19 protein-coding genes are annotated in these 23,349 nt (G+C 70.3%); 7 read left to right on the top strand and 12 right to left on the bottom strand.

Annotated elements, in window-relative coordinates; all coding sequences use genetic code 11:
- The first annotated feature begins 47 nt into the window (after positions 1 to 47).
- From ABD235_RS07745 to ABD235_RS07735, 3 genes are read left to right on the top strand one after another with little or no spacing between them, the layout of a single operon-like run.
- Positions 48 to 7,268, top strand: a complete 7,221-nt coding sequence (locus ABD235_RS07745; protein WP_344171443.1) for a hypothetical protein — start codon at positions 48 to 50, stop codon at positions 7,266 to 7,268.
- A gap of 28 nt (positions 7,269 to 7,296) precedes the next feature.
- Positions 7,297 to 7,839: a hypothetical protein gene (locus tag ABD235_RS07740; RefSeq protein WP_344171441.1), complete on the top strand. Its 543-nt coding sequence runs from the start codon at positions 7,297 to 7,299 to the stop codon at positions 7,837 to 7,839.
- A complete protein-coding gene (locus ABD235_RS07735; protein WP_344171439.1) occupies positions 7,839 to 8,384 on the top strand; it encodes a hypothetical protein in 546 nt (181 codons plus the stop codon). The genes ABD235_RS07740 and ABD235_RS07735 overlap by 1 nt, the downstream gene beginning before the upstream one ends.
- On the opposite strand, the gene ABD235_RS07730 is transcribed toward ABD235_RS07735, so the two are convergent.
- The 10 genes from ABD235_RS07730 to ABD235_RS07685 form a co-directional block, all read right to left on the bottom strand.
- Positions 8,369 to 9,001, bottom strand: coding sequence for an acVLRF1 family peptidyl-tRNA hydrolase (locus tag ABD235_RS07730; protein WP_344171437.1), 633 nt, complete (start codon positions 8,999 to 9,001; stop codon positions 8,369 to 8,371). The genes ABD235_RS07735 and ABD235_RS07730 overlap by 16 nt on opposite strands.
- Positions 8,998 to 9,369, bottom strand: a complete 372-nt coding sequence (locus ABD235_RS07725; RefSeq protein WP_184794762.1) for a cupin domain-containing protein — start codon at positions 9,367 to 9,369, stop codon at positions 8,998 to 9,000. The genes ABD235_RS07730 and ABD235_RS07725 overlap by 4 nt, the downstream gene beginning before the upstream one ends.
- Positions 9,370 to 9,452: 83 nt before the next feature.
- Complete coding sequence (locus tag ABD235_RS07720) at positions 9,453 to 9,839, bottom strand: metal-sulfur cluster assembly factor (protein ID WP_344171434.1); 387 nt, start codon at positions 9,837 to 9,839, stop codon at positions 9,453 to 9,455.
- Positions 9,832 to 10,290 (bottom strand): Fe-S cluster assembly sulfur transfer protein SufU, encoded by a 459-nt coding sequence (gene sufU / locus ABD235_RS07715; protein ID WP_344171432.1) that lies wholly within the window; start codon positions 10,288 to 10,290, stop codon positions 9,832 to 9,834. Before sufU ends, ABD235_RS07720 begins: the two co-directional genes overlap by 8 nt.
- A gap of 3 nt (positions 10,291 to 10,293) precedes the next feature.
- Positions 10,294 to 11,550 (bottom strand): cysteine desulfurase, encoded by a 1,257-nt coding sequence (locus tag ABD235_RS07710; RefSeq protein ID WP_344171430.1) that lies wholly within the window; start codon positions 11,548 to 11,550, stop codon positions 10,294 to 10,296.
- Positions 11,547 to 12,311 carry a Fe-S cluster assembly ATPase SufC gene (sufC, locus tag ABD235_RS07705; RefSeq protein ID WP_344171428.1) on the bottom strand — a complete coding sequence of 255 codons (765 nt, stop codon included), beginning with the start codon at positions 12,309 to 12,311 and terminating at the stop codon, positions 11,547 to 11,549. Before sufC ends, ABD235_RS07710 begins: the two co-directional genes overlap by 4 nt.
- A 24-nt stretch (positions 12,312 to 12,335) precedes the next feature.
- Entirely contained in the window at positions 12,336 to 12,671 is a 336-nt protein-coding gene (locus ABD235_RS07700) for a non-heme iron oxygenase ferredoxin subunit (protein WP_344171426.1), read from the bottom strand.
- A 2-nt stretch (positions 12,672 to 12,673) separates the two neighbouring features.
- Positions 12,674 to 13,864 (bottom strand): Fe-S cluster assembly protein SufD, encoded by a 1,191-nt coding sequence (gene sufD, locus ABD235_RS07695; protein WP_344171424.1) that lies wholly within the window; start codon positions 13,862 to 13,864, stop codon positions 12,674 to 12,676.
- Positions 13,864 to 15,276 carry a Fe-S cluster assembly protein SufB gene (gene sufB / locus ABD235_RS07690; RefSeq protein WP_344171422.1) on the bottom strand — a complete coding sequence of 471 codons (1,413 nt, stop codon included), beginning with the start codon at positions 15,274 to 15,276 and terminating at the stop codon, positions 13,864 to 13,866. The genes sufD and sufB overlap by 1 nt, the downstream gene beginning before the upstream one ends.
- Entirely contained in the window at positions 15,273 to 15,998 is a 726-nt protein-coding gene (locus ABD235_RS07685) for a helix-turn-helix transcriptional regulator (RefSeq protein WP_425553094.1), read from the bottom strand. The genes sufB and ABD235_RS07685 overlap by 4 nt, the downstream gene beginning before the upstream one ends.
- 127 nt (positions 15,999 to 16,125) lie before the next feature.
- Between ABD235_RS07685 and ABD235_RS07680 the strand changes: the two genes are divergently transcribed.
- Genes ABD235_RS07680 through ABD235_RS07670 form a run of 3 tightly spaced genes read left to right on the top strand, consistent with a single transcriptional unit; the run spans position 16,126 to position 18,605 of the window.
- Positions 16,126 to 16,851, top strand: coding sequence for an ABC transporter ATP-binding protein (locus tag ABD235_RS07680; RefSeq protein ID WP_344171420.1), 726 nt, complete (start codon positions 16,126 to 16,128; stop codon positions 16,849 to 16,851).
- On the top strand, positions 16,848 to 17,648 hold the full coding sequence (locus ABD235_RS07675; RefSeq protein WP_344171418.1) for an ABC transporter permease: 801 nt from the start codon (positions 16,848 to 16,850) through the stop codon (positions 17,646 to 17,648). The genes ABD235_RS07680 and ABD235_RS07675 overlap by 4 nt, the downstream gene beginning before the upstream one ends.
- A 27-nt stretch (positions 17,649 to 17,675) precedes the next feature.
- Entirely contained in the window at positions 17,676 to 18,605 is a 930-nt protein-coding gene (locus ABD235_RS07670; protein ID WP_344173685.1) for a COX15/CtaA family protein, read from the top strand.
- A gap of 68 nt (positions 18,606 to 18,673) precedes the next feature.
- Here the strand turns inward: ABD235_RS07670 and ABD235_RS07665 are convergent, their stop codons facing one another.
- Positions 18,674 to 19,657, bottom strand: a complete 984-nt coding sequence (locus ABD235_RS07665; RefSeq protein ID WP_344171416.1) for a ScyD/ScyE family protein — start codon at positions 19,655 to 19,657, stop codon at positions 18,674 to 18,676.
- Between the two features lie 253 nt (positions 19,658 to 19,910).
- Positions 19,911 to 20,885: a heme o synthase gene (locus ABD235_RS07660; RefSeq protein ID WP_425553093.1), complete on the bottom strand. Its 975-nt coding sequence runs from the start codon at positions 20,883 to 20,885 to the stop codon at positions 19,911 to 19,913.
- A gap of 285 nt (positions 20,886 to 21,170) precedes the next feature.
- Between ABD235_RS07660 and tkt the strand changes: the two genes are divergently transcribed.
- Positions 21,171 to 23,348 (top strand): transketolase, encoded by a 2,178-nt coding sequence (tkt, locus tag ABD235_RS07655; protein WP_344171412.1) that lies wholly within the window; start codon positions 21,171 to 21,173, stop codon positions 23,346 to 23,348.
- The last annotated feature ends 1 nt before the right edge of the window (position 23,349 follow it).

Below are 23,349 nucleotides of genomic sequence, written 5' to 3'. Positions count from 1 at the left end.
TCACACTCGCGTCACGATGAGGTGATACGGAGGGGGACTGAGCGGCGATGACCGAAGCACCTGGAGTCACTTCGACGGGCGGTCGCACCCGGCTGCGGTTCACACCGGCCGAGCGGGCGCGGGCGGCGCTGGGAGTAGCGCTCGGTGTGGTGTCGCCGGAGGCGGTCGCGCTCGACGACGGCCGGGTCCGGCTCGGCGGCCGCGGTGAGCTGCTGGAGCTGGCGGCGATGGACCGGCTGGACACCCGGCTGGCCGCGATGGCCGCGCGGGACGACGTCACCGACCAGCGGCTGCTGGTGGAGGCGGTGGCCGCGCTGGGGGCGGAGGTCGACCACAGCCGCGGCGGTTCGTCTCCGGTCGACGGAGCGACGATCGCACTGGACCAGTTGCTCGATCTGCCCGACGCGGCCGAGGACGTCCGAGACGAGGCCCGGACCGTGCTCCGCAACGTGCTCGAGAGCAACCAGCTCAGCACCGACTCCGCCGTACGGCGTCTGGCCGCGGAGCGGGCTGCTGAGCGTGCTCCCCTGTTGGCTGACACCGGCCGGGCGGCGTACGCGATCCAGCGCGAGGCCGAGCTGCTCGGCCGGCCCAGCACTCCCCCAGCAGTCGTCCGGCCGGCGACCAGGACCGGACAGCACCGCCGTCAGGTCGGTGCGCGACACCACAAAGCCACTGCACCCCGCACAGCCAGTACGCCGGCGGCAGGTGGTCTCACCGCGACCGGACGCCCGGAGTCCGAACCGAAGCTGACGCCGGCCGAGGCACTCGAAGCGCTGAAGCTTGTCGAGCCCAGCGACCTGCCTGGTGCGATCACCACTCCGAACGACGTCACCAGCCGGGGCCTTGGGCTCGTCACCACAGCCGAGCACGGGCGGCAGTACTTCCGGGTGCTCGACGAGGAGCCGCCGCACGGGCTGGTCGCTCACACCACAGTCCGCGCGGGCAGCCTGACCGATCCGCACCTGGTCCGGATCGCCGGACGGGTGCCGGCCCAGCAGCTCCCTCGGGTCTGGACCAGCCAGATCGGCGGGGCGCTGCGGGAGGTCGGCTCCAAGGCGCCCACCAGTCTGATCGGCAAGCTCCGGGCCCATTTCCCGAGGTTCCAGGGCCGCGAACGGCAGGCGGCGGCGCAGTACGACCAGTTCCGGCTGGTGAGTCGCAACTGGCGTGAGGAGCAGCTCCAGGCCACGCCTGACCAGGCCAAGCTGACCCAACTGCGCGGTGAGCTCGAGCAGCTGGCCAGGGCGATCGAGCGGACCGGCCAGCCGGCTCCTGCACTCCCTGACTCGGCCCGCGCCCTGATCGTGGTCCCCCAGACCCAGCCCGCGCCGACTCCCGCCCAGCCGAACACGCCGGACCATCTGCGCGAGCAGGTGGTCCAGGAGATGGCCGGTCTCGAGAAGGCCGCGGACGGGCTCGACGACCGTGCGAAGTCGCACCGCACGACGGCTGAGGACGCCACGAAGGCGGCCACCGAGTCGAAGGCCAAGGCGGTCGTCGAGGAGGGCCGTAACGACTCGGCAGGCAGTGTGCGAGGCCGCAAGCTCCGGAACGCCGCACAGTCCTCGACCCGCAAGGCCATCCGGCACGAGACCATCGCGGGGACCTGTGACGTCGCGGCCACCAAGGCACGAGAGGCCGGTCAGGCGTACGGCGACCTGCTCACCAAGCTGGACGAGTTGGAGGCGTCAGGGGGCAAGCCAGGCCCGGAGATCCGGCAGCTGGCCCAGGTTGCGACCGAGAAGGTGTCGGCGTACCGGACCGCTGCGGCAGCGACCATGCCGTCGCAGGAGGTCCAGCACACCGCGATCACGTCCGGCCGCTTCCCGCACCTGACCAAGCTGACCCGTGAGCTCAACCAGGAGCTCGCCCGGCGGCAGAGCACGTTCCGCTACACGCCGGAGGTGCTGCACCGACGGCTCCGGTCGGCCACCCGGCGGGTGCTCTCGCCGGACGGCGTACTGCTGACTGTCGGCAACAATCCGCGCGCGGACGCCGGCAGCGTGATCCAGTTCAAGGTGAAGCTGAGCCCCGGCGAGCTGCGCGAGGTCCTGTCTTCGCCACTCACCTTCGACGAAGGTGCGCTGGCCCAGCTGCGGCAGGGCGGCTTCAGCGTCGCCACGACCACGGTCGAGTCACTCGGCTACAACGGCGGTGCCAGCCTCAAGACGCTCACCGCCGCCTTCCCCGACTCCAGTGCGCTGAAGGGCATCTCGCACGTCATCACCCCCGGCTTCGAGCACGCGGTCGGCCAGAGTCACTCCGTCACCGGCAGCGCCCAGGAGAACGGCCTGTCCGGCGCGGTCGAGGTCCTGAACGGCGAGATCCTGCGCTACGCCGCCGACGCACCGGAGTGGCGCTGGCAGGTTCGCGGTGGCGTCAGCGAGCCGTGGTCGCAGACCAACGTCATCGACTCGGGCGATCCGCAGGACGCCGGCCAGCTGGTGCTGGGGATCAGCCACAGCTACACGGTCGCGCCGCCGGAGGACACGGTCCGGCTGGACGACCTCGAGTTCGGCCCGGACGTCGACCCCGCCGTCGACCTGGAACGGGCCGAGGAACTGCCCGAGCACGTCGCCTCCCGGGTCGACGGGATGGACGACCTGGCCGACAAGGGGATCCGCGGGCTGCAGACCAGGCTCGGCAAGCTCGACCGGACCGCGGCCGACCAGATCCGCACGATGTGCGTCGAGGACGCTCCGGCGGCGCTGACCGAGGCGACCCGCCCGGGCGGGTTCGGCCGGATCATCTACAACGGCGGCCGTGCGGTGGCGTACGCGCAACTGGAGACGACCGTCGTCCGTGAGTCCGCGGAGCTGCTCAGCGACAGTTCACCCGAGCACAAGATCGAGCGGATCCGGGTCGGCTTCTCCGGCGCGAGCGGCAGCCAGTCCTTCGGGACGTCGTCCTCGACCGCGGCCACCCTCGAGTACGGCGGCAAGGCGCTGTCCGATCTCGGCAGCGGCACGACCGACTTCGGCCCGACCGTGCGCGGCGCCCGCAACGTCTCCCGCGGCGACAGCCTCAGCGTCAGCGACGTCGCCATCCATCCGAGCGTCCAGCGCACCGAGGAGACCGTCGGGGTCAAGGTGCGGCTGGAGCACAAGCTCACCTTCCACCGGCTCGACCGCGAGGAGGCGTTCGACGTCGAGAACGCCGGCGACGCGGTCCTGCGGCTGCCGGAGAAGGAGGCGGCCGACTACGACCTGCCGTTCCCGAAGGCCGCGCTCGTCCTCGACGAGAACGGGAAGGCGCAGCTCAGCGCGGACGGCGGCGTCCTGACCCGCGGCTGCGCCCAGCCCGGTGAGGAGCTGAAGGTCCCGGTCTGGATGGGCGACGAGCCGGGCCAGCTCCGCGGCGCGGGGGCGGCGCTGGTGCAGAAGCTGCGCGGTGCTGATCCGGCGTACAAGGCTTTCGTCCGGCACCTCAGCGACGAGGGGATGGTGCCGAAGCTCGACCACAAGTTCCAGCCGATCCTCAAGGGCCTGGACCTCCAGGATCCGGTGGTGGTCAGTCAGCTGGCCAACCTCGAGCGCGTCGGGCAGCAGCTGTCGCGGCACCGGCTGGAGACCGGGTACGACCAGGCCTGCCAGGGCGGGTTCGTCTTCGCGCTGACCCAGCACCGGGTCAGGGACACGCCGCAGGAGCGGACCTACCGGGTCGCGATCGCCCAGAGCTTCAAGAACCCGAAGCCTCGCTGGCTCGGACTGAACCGCTCGCAGACCGCCGCCAACCTGCACATCGGTTCCAACACGACCAGCCGCTCCCGCAGCCGGTCGAAGGGACTCCCCTGGCTGGCCAAGCTCGGCTTCAGCGACCGGCCGGCCGAAGGCCAGGCAGGCAGTACGCCGAACGGCGGTCCGTCGTACGGGCGGTCGGCGATGGGCCGCTTCTTCTCCTGGGTGACCGGTACGACGGTCAACGGCGTGACGCTGACCGAGAGCTCGGGCCCGTTGGCCGACTTCCGGATCGAGCACAAGTTGACCGTCACCGAGGTCCTGCCCGACGGCGACTCCGACCCGATCGTCGAGGTCAACGGCAGCGCGAAGATCTCGATCGACAGCGAGTTCTGCGACCGCGGTGAGCCGCAGTGCCTCGCGATCGACGGCGAGGTCGACCCACAGCTGCTGCAGACCGCGACCTGGCAGCACCTGGACGCCGGCGACGTCGCGGCCCGGCTGTCGGCCGCGCTGCCGGCGGTCGCGCGGACGGACTCCGCGGCCCTGCACCACCTGGCGGCCTTCGTGAGCGTGCGCAACCTCAACGCGCACCCCGAGATGCTCACGACGGAGTACCGGACCGACTTCGCCGTCAGCCCGGCGCCCTCGGACGCGGTGCAGGCGCTCGCCCAGCGCGGTCTCACCCCGCGCCGCGGCAGCATCGCGCTGAAAACGACGATCGAGAACCTCCGGTACGTCGGCAGCGGGCACCCGATCATCGGCGACATCAACCTGACGCTGGACAGCGCCGGCTTCACCACCGGCAGCTCGACCGGGAACACCGCCGGCGTCGGCGCCGGCACCGGGGCGACGGACGCCGTCGGCGACGGCTGGAACGGCTCGGTCGGGGTGAACCGGTCGGGCAACATCTCCAGCTCCAGCAACGAGCTGGCGATCCGCGGCGTCGAGCGGCTGAACATCAAGGACGGCCAGCACTACCAGTTCGTCGGTGACCTCAAGCTCGAGGCGACGATCAAGGCGGCCGGGCTGGCCGCGCCGCAGAAGGTCGAGCTGGACACCGGCACGGTGATGCTCACGATCCCCGAGCGCGACGCGCTGCGGATGTACGGCAACAAGGACGTCGACCTGCCGCTGGAGAAGGTCGCGGACGCGGTCGAGCGGCTGCAGGACGGCAACCTCAGCCTCGACCGGCGGACCGCCACGGCGATGATCCGGCGCTACCAGCTCGACAAGCAGGGCGTCACGACCGGGCTGGCGGGCACGCACACCGACGAGCAGCTGAAGGTCCTGCTGCGCCGTACGGCGAAGGTCACCAAGCCGCGATCCCAGCCGGAGACCTTCGAGCAGGTCGCGGCCGACGCCGAGAAGGTCGCCGCGACGCGGGCCGAGGCGCAGCTGCCGGACCACTACCGCACCACGATGGGGGCCGGGCTGATCGACCGCGAGCAGTTCCGCGACGGCGAAGGCAACGTCACCATGATGGAGCGCGAGGTGACCGCCGCGGTCGCCGAGGCGGTGCCGGACGCGCTGGACGACCCCGCGGTCGGCGCGGCGATCCGCAGCCAGCTGGCCGGAATCCGCTGGCGCGGGCACGCGGAGAAGGTCAAGGACCCGACCGGCTTCAACCTGGAGCTGCCGTTCGGCGGCGCGGAACCCGGGACGACGGCGGCGCGCAACCTGCGGATCCGCATTCGGATGGTGCGCACCGGGCCGATCACGATCGACGAGGCGCCGGGCGAGGGAACTCCCCCGCAGCCGGCCGCGGGCGCGGCGCCCGCCGGCTCGGGCGAGGGCTCGACGCCCGCCGGCTCGGGCGCGGGCGCCGAGGCCGAGCAGAGTGAGAACGCGCTGATCATCGTGCAGGGCTACGACTACACCGAGGCCGGCCGCGGCGTCACCCGCAGTGTCGGGTACGGCGCCGACCTAGGCGGCGGCCTCACCGACGGCGACGCGGGATCGGCCGGGCTCAGCACCGAGCTGACCACGTCCGAGTCCGTGCAGGTCGTCGACCAGAACACGCACCTGAGCCGCGCGCTGTGGTCCAAGACCAAGCGGGTCGAGCACGACTTCCGGCTCGTCGTCGAGGTCGAGGAGACGCCGGGCGCGGGTGCCGAGACCAAGGGCAAGCTGCGCCAGACCGCCGACCGGCTGCGCAACGACGAGAAGCGGCCGGCGCCGCACCGGCGTGAGGCGAGCGGTCGCCTGACGCTGCTCGTACCGGCTTCGGACGTCAACCAGGTGCCGCTGCCGCCACCGGCGTACACCGATCACCGGCCCGTCGTACTGTCCACGCAGAAGTTTCTGCGCGGCATCCAGCTGCACGACCGGAACGGCGAGCTGCCGAACGAGCAGGAGACGATCGACGACCCGGACTTCGACGACGCGCTCGTGACGCGGGTGACGAGCGAGCTCGGCAGCCGGCGCTGGCTGACGCGGGCCGGCGTCCAGCTGCACAAGGGCATCATTCGCGCGGAGCTCAACGGCAGCGCCCGGCGGATCGCGTTCGAGCGCTCCGACGGGACGGGCAGTCCGTGGACGCCAGGCCTGCCGGTGCCTGGGCACGGCTCGCGCCAGGTCCGGCTGCGGCTGCGTGCCGACCTGTCCGGCCTGCAGCTCGTCTCCGACAGCTCGGAGCACGCGCAGCTCGGTGAGGCGCATCGTCACCAGGTCGCCGTCAACACCAGCCAGGAGAGCACCCGGCTGGCTCCCACCAGCCAGAACGTCGGGACCTCCGACCCGACCACCGGGTTGAAGGTCGGTGCGTCGTTCGGCGAGCAGGCGAAGGAGAAGAGCTCCGACACCTCCGGCAACCGCGACGAGACCAACTCCAACGAGTCCGGTGAGCTGGTCACCGTGCAGCTCCTGGTCACGTTCCACGTCGACGCCCGGCGGCAGCGCACGACCCGCGACCACCAGACGAAGGTCACCCACGAGGCGACGTTCGAGAACGCCGCGACCGGCGTGGTCACGCTGAGCATGTTCCGGCACGAGTTCGAGGCGATGCAGGCCCGGATGGAGGCCGGCCAGGCGCCGATGCAGCACTGGAACCCCGACGAGCTCGCCAAGCTGGCCAAGCGCGTTCCGGTACGCCGGGTGAACGCGAGCGAGGTCGTCACCGGGCCGGACGGGTCGAAGACCGTCACGCCGTACAAGCCGCTGGTCGAGGCGCTCGCGCAGGCCCGCAAGGAGCAGGTCGAGGTCGTCGTCACGATGAAGCAGCAGGACGGCGGCAAGCAGGTCTACCGCGCGCTGCCGAACGGGACGATGATCGGCGTCGGGAAGGACGACAACGGGTACGGCGCGGCGTTCGGCGCACTGCACCCGTCGCTGGCGATGCTGGCCGAGGGCAACAAGGTCGACCTGCGGGCCCTGTACGACGCCAAGGGCGCCGGCGAGCGGTTCAGCGGGACGGTCGTCCAGGCGCTGGAGGCGAAGGGAGTGCCGGCCTCGGCCCTGACCGGGCTCGACCACACCCGGTCGAGTCCGCACAACGCACCGGAAGAGGCGCAGGGCGCGAAGGCGCACGCCGCCAAGCACGTGGAGATGGCCCGCGGCAAGCGTGGCAGCGGGATGGGAGTCCAGTGAGCCGGCACCGCGGTGAGAGGGGAGTCCGATGAGCGACCACGACCCGACGTACGCGATCGCCAGGACCGGCGACGAGACGCTGCTGTACCTGGAGCTGAACCCGTGCCCCGACTGCGGCTCGATCGAGACGCCGTGGGAGCACGGGCTGGCCGACGAGGACGGCGAGTTGGTGATCAAGTACTTCGGCGTCTGCTCCGGGTGCGGCGCTGCGCGCGAGTACCTGTTCGGGCTGCCGGAGAGCGAGGCGACCGGGCCGTTCCCGACCTTCGGCGGGCCCGAGCCGTCGGAGCTGCTGGACGCCGGGCAGTGGATGTCGGTCGCCGACAACGCCGCCGCTTCCGTGCCGTCGGACGCCCCGGCCGACGACGAGCAGGCCGCGACCGTGATGGCGGTCGCGCGGGCGGCGGTGGAGGAAGTGATCAAGTTCGTCCCGCCGGACGCCGACGCCGTACCGGACGACGCCTTCTGGACCGACCAGGGGCGTGCGCTCCGCGACGCCGAACCGGGTAGGTTCCGGGTGGAACGACTGCTCGTCGTCCGTGACAGCTACAGCGATCCGGGAGTTGTTTGATGCTGACCGCGAGGACCTTGGCCGAGGCAGAGGTCTACCTGAGCGTGCTGGCCACCGCCGTCGAAGCGCCGCGGGTGACCGCGACGCCCGAGGTGACGCGGACCGAGGGCGAGGAGGGCTGGACGGTCAGCTCGCCGGCCGGAGAGGTGCAGGTGCTGTACCGGACCGAGGAGGCCGCACGACTGAGCGAGGCCCGGTTCGGGCTGGGCAACTCGCTGCTCCTCGACGCGGGCGACTGGGTGCAGCTGGCGTCGGTGTGGGCGCAGCGGGCGCAGGACGCCGACCTGGAGTACACCGGGCAGCCTGGTCAGGACCGGGCTGCTGTCGAGCTGAACTGGGAGTTCGCGCGCGACGCGATGGCCGAGGCGCTGAAGTTCCTGCCCGAGGGCGCTGACGAGGTGCCTGACGAGGGGTTCTGGTCCGAGCTCGGGCTGCGGACGCACGAGCTGGACCGTGAGCTGTTCACGCGCGCCAAGCTGACCGAGGACTACGAGTTCTACCGGGACACGCTGATCGACTTCCGGAAGCTCTACGGCGAAGCCTGACTCTCGGGGTCCGTCAGTTCGATCCGGATCGCCCGGGCGTCGGCGCCGGCCTGCTCGAGCACCTTCTGCTTGGGATCGGCCACCCCCAGAAAGGGTGGCCGGACCAGGCCCCTCAGCTCCTTGAGCCGCGGATCCTCCAGCACGGTCTCGATCGCCTTCCGGTCTCCCCCGGTCACCAGCGCGTCCAGCTTCGCCGGCGCCAGGATCCGTACGGCGACCTCCGTCGCCGCGTTGAACGCCTCCCGCGCCTGGTTGTCCCGCCGCCGGGCGAACCGCTGCTGCGACCAGCCGCCGGCCTTCGTCGTCCCCTGCACGTGCCGCGACCCGACCTTCGAGTCGGTCAACTTGCCGCCGACGAACACACCCGCGCCGTAGCCACCCCGCCGTACCAGCAACAGCCCCAGCCGATGGTCGGCAAGTACATGCGCGACGAGGCCTTCGCGGGTCAGCTCGACCAGCGGCCCGAAGGGCACCACGATCTCCGCCACCGAGCCGTCCTCGGACGACACCGTCACCCGCTCCGGCCCCACGTCGTACGACGGACTGCCGTGCCGCTCCTCGAAACCGGTCAGCCAGCGGTCGAGGCGCTCGGGTGCGACCGAGACGACACGCGTCACCTGCGGAAGTCCTCGATGTTGACGGTGGGGATGCCGCCGCCGGCGCGGGCGATGATCGCGACGGACGGCTCGTCGGTCGGATTGGACTCGCGGTGGATGGTGAAGGCGGGGACGTGGATGAAGTCGCCGGCCTCCGCGTCGAGGTAACCCTCTCCGCCGTCGAACTCCAGCCGCAGGATCCCGGAGACGACGTACAGGCTGGTCTCGTTGCGGTCGTGGTGGTGCCAGCCGGAGATCGCGCCGGGCGCGGTCTCGACCCGGCCGGCCCACAGGATCGGCAGTTCGAAGGCCTTCTTCCGGAGCATGCCGCTGGTCGGGTCGGACTCGATCAGGTCGACCTCGCGGATCACGCGCACCGGTTCGCTCATCCGTCCATTGTCGTGGACCCGGAGCCGGGCATGCGAAAGCCCGGGCCACCTGACCCGGGCTAGCGCAGTACTGGACGTGCGGCTCAGACGTTGAAGCCCAGCGCGCGGAGCTGCTCGCGGCCGTCGTCGGTGATCTTCTCCGGGCCCCACGGCGGCATCCAGACCCAGTTGATCCGGAAGTCGTTGACCAGGCCGTCGAGCGCCATCCGGGTCTGGTCCTCGATGACGTCGGTCAGCGGGCAGGCCGCCGAGGTCAGGGTCATGTCGATGATCGCCGTGGTGGTGTCGTCGACGGTGACGCCGTAGATCAGGCCGAGGTCGACGACGTTGATGCCGAGCTCGGGGTCGACGACGTCCTTCAGCGCCTCCGTCACGTCCTCGACGGCGACACTGCCGCCGGCCGGGGCCGCGGCGGCTGCTTCGAGGTCCACCTCGGGCAGCTCGATCTTCTCTTCGGTCTGGTCAGGCATTGCTCACTCCCTCAGTCTTGGCCAGCGCCTGAGCGGTGGCATCGCGCCAGGCCGACCAGCCCAGCAGCGCACACTTCACCCGGGCCGGGAACTGCGCGACGCCCGCGAAGGCGACACCGTCCTCGAGGACGTCCTCGTCCGGTTCGACGTTCCCGCGGCCCTGCATGAGCTCCAGGAACTTCTCGTACGTCGCCATGCCCTCGGCGACCGGCTTGCCGATCACCAGGTCGCTCATCACCGAGGTGGCCGCCTGGCTGATCGAGCAGCCGACCGACTGGTGCGTCACGCCGGTCACGGTCTCGCCGTCGAGCTCGACCCGGAGGGTGACCTCGTCCCCGCAGGACGGGTTCACGTGGTGCACCTCCACGTCGTACGGCTCCGCGAGACCCGCGTGGTGCGGGCTGCGGTAGTGGTCCAGGATGATCTCCTGGTACAGGCTGTCCAGCTGCATATCTCAGTCCACCTTGAAGAACGATCGGACGAATCCGAGTCCGTCGACGAGCGCGTCGATCTCCTCGGGTGTCGTGTACAGGTAGAAAGACGCTCTGGTCGACGATTGCATTCCGAACCGCTCGTGCACCGGCCGCGCGCAGTGGTGCCCGGCGCGGACCGCGATCCCCCGGGTGTCCAGCACGGTCGACACGTCGTGCGGGTGGACGCCGTCCAGCTCGAAGCTGATCGCTCCCCCGCGGTCGACCGGGTCGGTCGGCCCGAGGATCTTCAGCCCCGGCACGGTCTGCAGGCCCTCCAGCGCGTACGCCGTGATGGCCTGCTCGTGGGCGGCGACCTTGTCCATCCCGATCCCGGACAGGTAGTCCAGCGCGGCGCCGAGCCCGACCGCCTGCGCGATCGGCGGCGTACCGGCCTCGAAGCGGGCCGGCGGCGGCGCGTACGTCGAACCGGTCATCCGGACGACCTCGATCATCTCGCCACCCCCGAGGAACGGCGGCAGCGAGGCGAGCAGGTCGTACCGGCCCCAGAGCACGCCGATGCCGGTCGGGCCGACCACCTTGTGACCGGTGAAGGCCAGCAGATCGGCGCCGAGCGTCGAGACGTCGACCGGGAACTGCGGCACGGCCTGCGACGCGTCGACGACCATCACCGCGCCGACCGCGTGCGCCTTGGCGGCGATCTCGCGGATCGGGTTGATCGTGCCGAGCGCGTTCGACACCCAGGTCAGCGAGACCACCTTGGTGCGCTCGTTGATCAGCTCGTCGGCGGTACTCAGGTCGAGGCGGCCCTCGTCGGTGACGCCGAACCACTTCAGCGTCGCGCCGGTCCGCTCGCAGGCGAGCTGCCACGGGACGATGTTGCTGTGGTGCTCCATCTCGGAGATCACCACCTCGTCGCCCGGCTTCAGCGAGGCACCGAGCGTGTACGCCGCCAGGTTGAGCGCCTCGGAGGCGTTCTTGGTGAAGACGATCTCGTCGCGGTTGGCCGCGCCGATGAACGCGGCCACCTTGTCGCGGCCGCCTTCGTACGCCGCGGTCGCCTCGGCGCCCAGCTGGTGCATGGCGCGCGCGACGTTCGCGTTGTGCTGGAGGTAGTGCTCCTCGAGCGCGGCGACGACCTGCCGGGGCTTCTGCGAGGAGTTGGCCGAGTCCAGGTAGACCAGCGGGAACCCGCCCGCGAGCTCGCGGGACAGGATCGGGAAGTCCGCCCGGACCGACTGCAGGTCCAGCGGACTGCTGAAGGTCCGGGCGTCGGTCATGCCTTGGCGCCGGTCTTCAGGAAGCGCTCGTAGCCGTTGGCCTCGAGCTCGTCGGCCAGCTCCGGGCCGCCCTCCTCGGCGACGCGGCCGTCGACGAACACGTGCACGAAGTCCGGCTTGATGTAGCGCAGGATCCGCGTGTAGTGGGTGATCAGCAGCACGCCCTTGTCGCCGGCCTCGGCGAACCGGTTGACGCCGGTGGAGACGATCTTCAGCGCGTCGATGTCGAGGCCGGAGTCGGTCTCGTCGAGGATCGCGATCTTCGGGTTCAGCAGCTCCAGCTGGACGATCTCGTGGCGCTTCTTCTCACCACCGGAGAAGCCCTCGTTGACGTTGCGCTGACCGAAGTCGGCGTCCATGTCCAGGTCGGCGAGCGCCTTGTTGACGTCCTTGACCCAGGTGCGCAGCTTCGGCGCCTCGCCGTCGATCGCGGTCTTGGCGGTGCGCAGGAAGTTCGACACCGACACGCCGGGGACCTCGACCGGGTACTGCATGGCCAGGAACAGGCCGGCCCGGGCGCGCTCGTCGACGGCCATGTCCAGCACGTCCTCGCCGTCCAGCGTCACGGTGCCGCCGGTGACGTTGTACTTCGGGTGGCCGGCGATCGAGTACGCCAGCGTGGACTTGCCGGAACCGTTCGGGCCCATGATCGCGTGCGTCTGACCACCGGCAATGGTCAGGTCGACGCCGCGCAGGATCTCCTTCGGGCCGTTCTCGGTGTCGACCGACACGTGCAGGTCGCGGATCTCGAGTGTCGCCATGGGTTTTCTTCTATCTCCGTCTGCTCAGGATGCTTGGTTCAGGGGGTTCTTGACGTCGACCAGCACGTCGTCTCCGTCGAGCCGGACCGGGTAGACCGGGACCGGGTCGTAGGCCGGCAGGCTGGTCGGCTCACCGGTGCGCAGGTCGAACCGGGAGCCGTGCAGCCAGCACTCGATCTCGCAGTTGCCGACGTCACCCTCGGACAGCTGGATCTGCGCGTGCGAGCACTCGTCGCGGACGGCGAAGACCTGGCCCTCGCTCTTCACGACGGCCACCTCCACGCCACCGACCTCGGTGGCCAGCACTCCCTCGTCGGGGAGGTCGGCCAGCGCGCAGGCGCGTTCGAACGAGTCGCTCATGCTCAGGCCTTGACCGCCGCGCTCAGCTCGGCCGTGCGGGCCAGCTTCTGCTCGATCACCTCGTGCAGGTGCTCGACGACCTCCGGTACGCCGATCCGCCCGATGATGTCGTTGAAGAAGCCCGACACCACCAGCCGGCGCGCCACGTCCTCGGGGATGCCGCGGGCCTGCAGGTAGAACAGCTGCTCGTCGTCGAACCGGCCGGTCGCCGAGGCGTGCCCGGCGCCCTCGATCTCGCCGGTCTCGATCTCCAGGTTCGGCACCGAGTCGGCGCGGGCGCCGTCGGTGAGCACCAGGTTCCGGTTCAGCTCGAAGGTGTTGGTGCCCTCGGCCGCGGCCCGGATCAGCACGTCGCCGATCCACACCGAGCGGGCGTGGTCACCGGCCAGCGCGCCCTTGTACAGCACGTTGGACTTGCAGTTGACCGCTTCGTGGTCGACGAAGAGCCGGTTCTCGTGGTGCTGACCGGACTCGGCGAAGTAGACGCCCAGCAGCTCGGCGTCGCCCCCCGGACCGGCGTACCGGACGTTGGTGGACAGGCGGACGATCTTGCCGCCGAGGGTCACCGCGACGTGGTTGAGCTTGGCGTCGCGGCCGACGACGGCGTCGTGCTGGCCGACGTGGATCGACTCGTGGTCGCCCTGCTGGATGCTGACGACCCGCAGCTCGGCGCCGTCACCGACGACGATCTCCACGTTGGCGGCGTACTCGCCGGAGCCGGTGTGGTCGATGATCACGGTCGCGCGGCTGTGCCGCCCGGCCTCGATCACCAGGTGGCCGTAGCCACGACCGCCCAGGCTCGCGACGTTCACGTGCACCGGCTCGGTCAGCTCGGCCTCGACCGGAATGCGGACCGCGAGCGCGTCGGCGGCGTGGTTCCACGCGACGGCGGCGATCCGGTCCTGCGGGGTGAGCGCCTTGACCGCGTCGATCGCGACGGTCTCGACCACGACGCCCTCGGGGCCGCGGGCCTCGAGCTTCGGCGACTCGGTGCCGGCCTCGTCGGCGTACAGGCCCTTGAGCGCCTTGACCGGGGTGAAACGCCACTCCTCCTCGCGGCCGTTCGGCACCGGGAAGTCGGCCACGTCGTACGACGTGGTCCGCTCGCTCCGGGCCTGCAACGGCACCGGGGAGCCCGGTCCGTGGGAGTGGCCCTGGTTACCGGTGGCAACCAGGGTTTCGGTGGCGGTCATCAGCCGACGGCCCCTTCCATCTGCAGCTCGATCAGTCGGTTCAGTTCCAGCGCGTACTCCATCGGGAGCTCGCGGGCGATCGGCTCGATGAAGCCGCGGACGATCATCGCCATCGCCTCGTCCTCGGCCATGCCCCGGCTCATCAGGTAGAAGAGCTGGTCGTCACTGACCTTGGACACGGTCGCCTCGTGCCCCATCGCGACGTCGTCCTCGCGGACGTCGACGTACGGGTAGGTGTCGGAGCGGCTGATCGTGTCGACCAGCAGCGCGTCGCAGCGCACCGTGGACTTGCTGTGGTGCGCGCCCGGCGCCACCTCGACCAGACCGCGGTACGACGTCCGGCCGCCACCGCGGGCGACGGACTTCGAGACGATCGAGCTGGAGGTGTACGGCGCGTTGTGCACCATCTTGGAGCCGGCGTCCTGGTGCTGGCCCTCGCCCGCGAACGCGACCGACAGGGTCTCGCCCTTGGCGTGCTCGCCCATCAGGTACACGGCCGGGTACTTCATCGTCACCTTGGAGCCGATGTTGCCGTCGATCCACTCCATCGTCGCGCCCTCTTCGCAGGTGGCGCGCTTGGTGACCAGGTTGTAGACGTTGTTCGACCAGTTCTGGATCGTCGTGTAGCGGCAGCGGGCGCCCTTCTTCACGATGATCTCGACGACGGCCGAGTGCAGCGAGTCCGACTTGTAGATCGGCGCGGTGCAGCCCTCGACGTAGTGGACGTAGGCGTCCTCGTCGACGATGATCAGCGTCCGCTCGAACTGGCCCATGTTCTCGGTGTTGATCCGGAAGTAGGCCTGCAGCGGGATGTCCACCTTGACGCCCTTGGGCACGTAGATGAACGAGCCGCCGGACCAGACCGCGGTGTTCAGCGAGGCGAACTTGTTGTCGCCGACCGGGATGACCGAGCCGAAGTACTCCTGGAACAGCTCCGGGTACTCCTTCAGGCCGGTGTCGGTGTCGAGGAAGATGACACCCTGCTCCTCCAGGTCCTCGCGGATCTGGTGGTAGACGACCTCGGACTCGTACTGCGCGGCGACGCCGGCGACCAGGCGCTGCTTCTCCGCCTCCGGGATGCCGAGCTTGTCGTAGGTGTTCTTGATGTCCTCGGGAAGCTCTTCCCAGCTGGTCGCCTGCTTCTCGGTCGACCGGACGAAGTACTTGATGTTGTCGAAGTCGATGCCGGACAGGTCGGCACCCCACGACGGCATCGGCTTGCGGTCGAACAGCTTCAGGCCCTTGAGGCGCAGGTCGAGCATCCACTCGGGCTCGTTCTTCAGCGCCGAGATCCCACGCACCACGTCGGCACTGATGCCGCGCTGGGCGACCGCGCCGGCGGCGTCGGAGTCGGACCAGCCGTACTGGTAGTTCCCGAGGCCTTCCAGTTCGGGGTGAGCGGTTTGCGTCATCGTGCAGTCCTCGCAGATTCGCCGTCGGATACAGGAGAAACCGGCTGGGAGCCGGGGATGTGCGTCGTGCAGACACCGTCGCCGTGGGCGATGGTGGCCAGTCTCTGGACGTGCTTGCCGAGCAACCGGGAGAAGACCTCGGTCTCGGCCTCGCACAACTGGGGGAACTGCTCGGCCACGTGCGCGACCGGGCAGTGGTGTTGGCACAGCTGCTCGCCGACACCAGCCTGCTGGGTGGAGGCGGCGTACCCGTCGCTGCTCAGCGCCTGGGCCAGCACCTCCGCCTTCTCGCCCTCGGGAGCCGCGTCCAGCAGTTCGCGGTACCGGTCCTCGACCTCGGCGACCCGCTGCCGGGCGAACTCCGCCACGGCCTGGTCACCGCCGGCCTCGGCGATGAACCGCAGCGCAGTCGCGGCCAGGTCGTCGTAGGCCTGGTGGAACGCGTGCCGGCCGGAGTCGGTCAGCACGAACACCTTGGCCGGACGACCCCGTCCGCGCGGTCCGTAGACCCGCTCCTCGCGGGACTCGACGAGCCCCTCGCCCAGCAGGTGGTCGAGGTGCCGGCGGACCGCGGCCGGGGTCAGCTCGAGCCGTTCGGCCAGCACCGCGGCGCTGGACGGCCCGTTGGTCAGGATCGAGCGGGCGACCCGGTCCCGGGTGGACTCGTCGCGCGCCCGAGCACTGCCCTGGGGCAGGTCAGAAGGAACGTCGCGAGTTTTCACAACATCAGTGTCGCGTAATTGCCGGGGCCCTTCAAATAAGGCTGCCCTAACCGGTTCACGCCGTTCCGCCTCAGCCCAACCAGGACCGTGAGCAGCGTCACGTCGACGGGTTTCCTACACTGCACACGTGCCAGTCGCGGTGGAGATCGACAACCTAGTCGTCCGGTACGGCGAGAAGACCGCTGTCGACGGCCTCACTCTCACCGTAACCGGCGGAACAGTCACGTCCGTGCTCGGCCCCAACGGGGCGGGCAAGACGACCACGGTGGAGACCCTGGAGGGCTTCCGCCGGCCGGACTCCGGCGCGGTCCGGGTGCTCGGGCTCGACCCGATCGCCGACCACGACGAGCTGATGCCGCGGATCGGCGTGATGCTGCAGGAGGGCGGCGCGTGGTCCGGCGTCCGGGCGCTCGAGATGCTCCGTTACGTCGCCTCGCTGCACGCCCACCCGCTCGATCTGCCGGCGCTGGTCGAGCGGCTCGACCTCGGGACGTGCGGCAAGACGCCGTACCGGCGGCTGTCGGGTGGGCAGAAGCAGCGGCTGTCGCTGGCCCTGGCGATCGTCGGGCGGCCGGAGATCGCGTTCCTGGACGAGCCGACCACGGGGCTGGACCCGCACGGGCGCCGGGAGATCTGGCAGCTGATCCGCGACCTGCGCGAGGACGGCGTTACCGTCGTACTGACCACGCATGCGATGGACGAGGCCGAGCAGCTGTCCGACCAGGTGCACGTGCTCTCGGCAGGCAAGGTGATCGCCTCCGGCAGCCCGGACGCCCTGACCGACCACGGCACCAAAACGCTCGAGGACGTCTACTTGGCGTTGACTGCACCACCCGCGCGGGAGACGAAGTGAGCAGGACTGTGGACACCCCGGTGAGCACGTACACCCCGCGGCCCGGCTCGGCGCCCTGGCCGCGGAAGGTGCTGTCCCACGCGCGGATGGAGTTCCGGCTGCTGCTGCGGAACGGCGAGCAACTGCTGCTGGCTCTGGTGATTCCCCTCGGGCTGCTCCTCCTGCTCGGCGGGACCGGGCTCGGGGACCGACTCCCCCTGGGTGACGGTCCGGCGATCGACCAGGCGGTCCCCCGCGTGCTCGCGCTCGCCGTACTGTCCACGTCGTTCACGTCACTGGCGATCGCCACTGGCTTCGAGCGCCGGTACGGCGTGATCAAGCGACTCGGCGCCTCACCGCTGTCGCGGACCGGGCTGCTGGCCGGCAAGATCGGCTCGGTGCTGGCTGTCCAGCTGATCCAGCTGGTCGTCCTGATCGGCGCGGGCCTCGCCCTGGGGTGGAAGCCGGTCGGCGGAGCCGACGCGGTGATCGGTGTCGTGCTGATGGTCCTGTGCGGTACGGCGGCGTTCGCGTCGCTCGGACTGCTGATGGCCGGCATCCTGCGCGCCGAGGCGACGCTGGCCGCCGCCAACCTGCTCTACCTGCTGCTCCTGGTCGGCGGCGCGATCATGACGCCGGTCGACGAGTACCCCGAGAGCATGCAGGGCGTGGTCCGGCTGCTGCCCAGTGCCGCACTGGCCAACGGCTTCGCCCACTCCACCGTCCAGGGCGTGATTCCCTGGGCCGCCGTACTCTCGCTGACGCTGTGGGCGGCGATCCTCGGATACCTGGTCTCCCGTACCTTCCGCTGGGACTGAAACGCCGCACATTAGGCTGTGCCGGTGATGAGCACCGAGACCCCGGCCCCCGCCACCGAGCCGCCCGTCACCGGACTCTGGCGCCTGGTGCCCGAACCGAGCCTGGACGTCGTACGCCGCTGGGGCTGGGCGTCCGTGATCGTCAACATCGGCATCGTGGTGACCGGCGGACTGGTCCGGCTGACCGGCTCCGGTCTGGGCTGCCCGACCTGGCCGCAGTGCACCGACTCGTCGTACGTGCCGCACAGCGCCCTGGGCATCCACGGCGCGATCGAGTTCGGCAACCGGCTGCTCGGGTTCGTGGTCGCGATCGTCGCGATCGGCACCTGGCTGGCGGTGATGCGGTACCGCCCGAAGCGCAAGGACCTGCGCCGGCTCGCGACCGCCGCCGCGCTGGGCGTCCCGCTGCAGGCGGTGATCGGCGGCATCAGCGTGCTCACCGGGCTGAACCCGTGGATCGTGTCGGCGCACTTCCTGGTCTCGCCGATCATCATCACGCTGACCGTGTCCATGATGCGCCGGTCGCGGACGAGTCCCTACCCGCACACTCCCCCGGTGGTCCGCGCGCTCGCGACCGCCTCGGTGGTGGCGGTCTGGCTGGCCGTTGCCCTCGGCACCCTTGTCACCGGCGCCGGCCCGCACTCGGGTGATCCCGAGACCGGGCGCAACGGTTTCGACGAGGAGCTGATCAGCCAGCTGCACGCCGACGTGGTGTTCGCGCTGCTCGGCGTCTCGATCGCGCTGGTGATCGCGACCCGGGTCACCGCGACCTCGCGGACGCTGCGCAAGCTGGCCGCCTGGCTGCTGGCGATGGAGCTGCTGCAGGGCGCCGTCGGCTTCACGCAGTACTTCACCGGCCTGCCCTGGGTGCTCGTGCTGATCCACATGTTCTTCGCCGCCGTACTGATCGCGCTCGTCACCGCCGTGTACGCCGAACGCGGTACGCCGGCCACGTAGGACGGAACAGCACCCGGGGCGTCCGATCGGGTGAGACGACCGGACGCCCCGGGCTGTTTCGGGGAGTGCTACCTCACGCGGTAGATCGCTCCTGGACCGAAGACGGGCGCCGAGACGTACAGGTGCCCCCATCTGCTCCACGCGGCGCCACCGGGCAGCTGCAACTGACCGCGGGCCACCTCCTTGCGCGGACCACCCTTGTGCCACCTGTTGGGCCACTGGACGATCAGTGATCCGACAGCGGTCGGCTGGCCACTGACCTCCCACCTGAGCCAGCTGTCGCGGGCCAGCTGGACGACGGCGATCGCACCGCGCGGACCACCGGCCAGGTCGACGATCGACGTGTAGCCGTCGGCCCAGCGCTGGCAGTTGCCCTTGTGCGGCTTGTACGGATCACAGACCGCGCCCACCGAGCCCGGCTTGATCCGCCAGATCTGCGACGTGCCCGGCGTGGCCGGGAACCCGCGCAGCTCGCCGACGTACCAGTAACCGTCCGAGCCGACCGTGACCGACGTGGCGACGGCCTCGCTGTTGATCGGCGTACCGGCGGGTGGGAAGGCCGGCGGCGGCGGATAGCCCGTCGGGACCTTGACCATCCGTGGCTTCAGCCGGGCCACGGTCTTGATGTGCCCGTTCGGCCAGACCCGGAGCAGGTCGTTGTTCGCGGCGTCGCTGACCAGCACCGTGCCGTCCCGCAGCGCGGCCACGCCGAACGGGTTCGACTCGGTCGGGCTGTCGGCCTGGTTGTACGGGTCCGGGTCCTTCATCTGGTACTTGCCGATGTCCGCGATCTTCAGCGGCGCGTGCCCCGGCCGCATCCTGTACAGCGTCGCGGCCCCGGGCGTGAGCGGCGCTCCCGGCTCACCTCCGGCCCCGGTCAGCGCGTACGTCCTGCCCCAGACGTCGGTGTCGATGGCGGGTGCGAAACCGCCGGGCACCGTACCGAGCTTGCGGATCTTCTTGCCGCTGGACCAGGCCTCCCAGACCGAGCCGTCGCCGGTCGAGTAGATGATCTTCGACCAGAACGTCGCCACGCCGCGCGGCGAGTTCACGCCGGTGACGACCGGCTTGAGACTGCCCCCTCCGTGTGCTTCGGCCGGAGCGGCCACCAGAACCGATCCGACCAGCACGGCCGCTGAAACAGCGGCCAGACGTGCCTTGGTAACCCCCACTAGTTCCCCCTAGTGTCCTGCCTCCCCAGGGTGGAGTTCGGCTCCACAGACCACCCCATGGCAGCACTGCGGAGCGGGCAGGTCAACGGGAGGACTCTGCGCTTCCGAACGGGTGCCGACAGCAACCAGTGGATCAGTGCAGCAGGGGGTCGATCGCGGCCGCGATGAACAGCAGCGCCAGGTAGATGTTGGAGAAGTGGAACAGCCGCATCGGCCGCAGCGCGGCGCCGTCGGCGCCGGTGTGGGCCCGCGCCAGCAGCGCGAACGCCTCCCGCAGGAAGACCACGCCGAGCACGACCGCCGCCAGCGGGTAGACGAAACCGGTGTCCGCGACCGGCCACAGCGCCAGCGAGGTGATCACCATCAGGATGCTGTAGACGAGGATCTGCCGCGCGGTGGCGACCGGGGTCGCGACCACCGGCAGCATCGGGACGTCGACCGAGGCGTAGTCCTCGCGGTACCGCATCGCCAGCGCCCAGGTGTGCGGCGGCGTCCAGAGGAACACCACGCCGAACAGCACCAGCGGCGTCCAGGCCAGGTCGTTGGTGACCGCGGTCCAGCCGATCAGGGTCGGGAAGCAGCCGGCGATCCCGCCCCAGACGATGTTCTGCACGGTCCGGCGCTTGAGCACCATCGTGTAGACGAACACGTAGAACAGGTTCGCCACCAGTGCCAGCACCGACGACAGCCAGTTGACGAAGAAGCCGAGCTCCAGCGTGGCCAGCACGCCGAGCGCGATCCCGAACACCATCGCCGAGCGCGGGCTGACCGCGTGCCTCGGCAGCGGGCGGCGGCGCGTCCGGCGCATCTGCTCGTCGATGTCGCGGTCGAGCACGCAGTTGATCGTGTTCGCGCTGCCGGAGGCCAGGATGCCGCCGACCAGGGTGGCGGCCACGACACCGAGCCCGGGGACTCCCCCGGCGGCCAGGAACATCACCGGGATCGTCGTGACCAGCAGGAGCTCGATGATGCGCGGCTTGGTCAGACCGACGTACGCCTTGATCACGTCGCGTACCGACGGGCCGGCCACCTCGTGGGGAGCCGGTTCGGTCGGTCGCGGCGCCGGGTACGACGTCGTCGCGGCTGGACGCGGGTCGACGGCCGTCACGAACACCTCGAACTATTGGGGTTGACGCTGGGGACCAGCGCTGACGTTCACAGAGTCTACGACGGCCCGTAGGAGGTACCGAACCACCCCCTGCCGCAGTCAACTGGCGGGTGCTGGTGAGTTAACAGACACCGACACTGGTTACAGACTTGGGAACAACAGTTACGACATCCGGGTTGCCAGGGATGAAGGGTGATCAGGAGGCTGGCGAGTAGGCTCGCAGCGACCATCTGTGCCCCAGAACTGTGCCCCAGAAAACGTGCCATCGAGAGGAGCGCCGCCGGCGTGACGGAGAAGACCAGCAGCAAGCTTGAATGGACCGATGTCGACCGACGCGCGGTCGACACCGTGCGGGTCCTCGCGCTGGACGCCGTGGAGAAGGTCGGCAACGGCCACCCCGGAACGGCGATGAGCCTCGCACCGGCCGCGTACCTGCTGTTCCAGAAGGTGATGCGGCACAACCCCACCGACCCGCACTGGGCCGGCCGGGACCGTTTCGTCCTGTCGGCCGGGCACTCCAGCCTGACCCTCTACATCCAGCTGTACCTGGCCGGTTTCGGCCTCGAGCTGGACGACCTGAAGTCGCTGCGGACCTGGGGCAGCGCGACTCCCGGCCACCCGGAGTACAGCCACACCCCCGGCGTCGAGACGACCACCGGCCCGCTGGGCCAGGGCGTCGGCAACGCGGTCGGCATGGCGATGGCGGCCCGCCGCGAGCGCGGCCTGCTCGACCCCGACACGGCCAAGGGCGAGAGCCTGTTCGACCACCAGATCTACGTGATCGCCTCGGACGGCGACCTGGAGGAGGGCGTTTCCTCCGAGGCCTCGTCGCTGGCCGGGCACCAGAAGCTCGGCAACCTGACGGTGATCTACGACGCGAACAAGATCTCCATCGAGGACGACACCAACATCGCGTTCTCCGAGGACGTCGCCGCCCGCTACGCGGCGTACGGCTGGGACGTGCACGACGTCGACTGGACCCAGGGCGGCACCGGGTACGAGGAGAACGTCCAGGCCCTGTACGACGCGATCGAGGCCGGTCGCGCCGTCACCGACAAGCCGACCTTCATCCGCCTGCACACCATCATCGGCTGGCCGGCTCCGAACGCGCAGAACACCGGCAAGATCCACGGCTCGGCCGCCGGTGCCGCGGAGGTCGCCGCGACCAAGGAGATCCTGGGCTTCGACCCGGAGCAGTCGTTCCAGGTCGCCGACGACGTGATCGCGCACACGCGCCAGGCGGTCGAGCGCGGCAAGGCGCTGCAGGAGGAGTGGACCGGGAAGTTCGAGGCGTGGCGCGAAGCGTCCCCCGAGCGGGCCGAGCTGCTGGACCGGCTCGACAAGCACGAGCTGACGCCGGGCTGGAAGGACGAGCTGCCGACCTGGGACGCCGACGCCAAGGGTGTCGCCACCCGGGCCGCGTCCGGTGAGGTGCTGACCAAGCTCACGGCGGTCCTGCCCGAGCTCTGGGGCGGATCGGCCGACCTGGCCGGCTCGAACAACACCACCCCCAAGAACCAGCCGTCGTTCGTCCCGTCCGAGCACGCCACCAAGGCGTTCCCGGGCAACGAGTACGGCCGGGTGCTGCACTTCGGCATCCGCGAGCACGGCATGGGCTCGGTGCTGAACGGCATCGCCCTGCACGGCGGGACCCGCCCGTACGGCGGCACGTTCCTGGTCTTCAGCGACTACATGCGCCCGGCCGTCCGGCTGGCCGCGCTGATGAAGCTGCCGGTCACCTACGTGTGGACGCACGACTCGATCGGCCTCGGCGAGGACGGCCCGACCCACCAGCCGGTCGAGCACCTGGCCGCGCTGCGCGCGATCCCGGGCCTCGATGTGGTTCGCCCGGCCGACGCGAACGAGACCGCCGCCGCGTGGGCGACGATCCTCGAGCACACCGACCGCCCGGCCGGCCTGGTGCTGACCCGGCAGAACGTGCCGACCTTCCCGCGCGGGACCGACGGCTACGCCACCACCGAGAACGTGCACAAGGGCGGGTACACGCTGCTCGACACCGACGGCACGCCCGACGTGGTCCTGATCGGCACCGGCTCCGAGCTGCAGCTGGCCGTCGAGGCCCGCGAGACGCTGGCCGCCGAGGGCATCAAGGCCCGGGTCGTCTCGCTGGTCTCCCGCGAGTGGTTCGACGAGCAGGACGACGCCTACCGCGACTCGGTCATCCCGCCCGCGGTCAAGGCGCGGGTCTCGGTCGAGGCCGGCATCAAGCTCGGCTGGCGCGACATCGTCGGCGACGCCGGGCGCAGCGTCAGCCTGGAGCACTACGGCGCTTCGGCCGACTACAAGCGGCTGTACTCGGAGTTCGGCATCACCGCCGACGCCGTCGTACAGGCCGCGAAGGACAGCATTGCCGCGGCAGCCGAGCTCGGTGGCAGCGGTGTACCGGCAGGACGTGCCGCGGCCGGACCGGTCGGTCCGGCGGACACCTACGCCGCCAACTGAC

Origin of the sequence: Kribbella lupini (assembly GCF_039529595.1) — a bacterium.
In the GTDB taxonomy this organism is placed as follows: domain Bacteria; phylum Actinomycetota; class Actinomycetes; order Propionibacteriales; family Kribbellaceae; genus Kribbella; species Kribbella lupini.
This window is presented reverse-complemented; position numbering and strand designations above follow the sequence as displayed.

What these genes read in the sequence shown, in the direction of transcription:
- ABD235_RS07720 (WP_344171434.1), bottom strand. Translation starts at nt 9,839, where the DNA reads ATGCCTGACCAGACCGAAGAGAAGATCGAGCTGCCCGAGGTGGACCTC.
- ABD235_RS07710 (WP_344171430.1), bottom strand. Translation starts at nt 11,550, where the DNA reads ATGACCGACGCCCGGACCTTCAGCAGTCCGCTGGACCTGCAGTCGGTC.
- ABD235_RS07735 (WP_344171439.1), top strand. Translation starts at nt 7,839, where the DNA reads ATGCTGACCGCGAGGACCTTGGCCGAGGCAGAGGTCTACCTGAGCGTG.
- sufD (WP_344171424.1), bottom strand. Translation starts at nt 13,864, where the DNA reads ATGACCGCCACCGAAACCCTGGTTGCCACCGGTAACCAGGGCCACTCC.
- ABD235_RS07745 (WP_344171443.1), top strand. Translation starts at nt 48, where the DNA reads ATGACCGAAGCACCTGGAGTCACTTCGACGGGCGGTCGCACCCGGCTG.
- ABD235_RS07670 (WP_344173685.1), top strand. Translation starts at nt 17,676, where the DNA reads ATGAGCACCGAGACCCCGGCCCCCGCCACCGAGCCGCCCGTCACCGGA.
- ABD235_RS07740 (WP_344171441.1), top strand. Translation starts at nt 7,297, where the DNA reads ATGAGCGACCACGACCCGACGTACGCGATCGCCAGGACCGGCGACGAG.
- sufU (WP_344171432.1), bottom strand. Translation starts at nt 10,290, where the DNA reads ATGCAGCTGGACAGCCTGTACCAGGAGATCATCCTGGACCACTACCGC.
- ABD235_RS07700 (WP_344171426.1), bottom strand. Translation starts at nt 12,671, where the DNA reads ATGAGCGACTCGTTCGAACGCGCCTGCGCGCTGGCCGACCTCCCCGAC.
- sufC (WP_344171428.1), bottom strand. Translation starts at nt 12,311, where the DNA reads ATGGCGACACTCGAGATCCGCGACCTGCACGTGTCGGTCGACACCGAG.
- ABD235_RS07725 (WP_184794762.1), bottom strand. Translation starts at nt 9,369, where the DNA reads ATGAGCGAACCGGTGCGCGTGATCCGCGAGGTCGACCTGATCGAGTCC.
- sufB (WP_344171422.1), bottom strand. Translation starts at nt 15,276, where the DNA reads ATGACGCAAACCGCTCACCCCGAACTGGAAGGCCTCGGGAACTACCAG.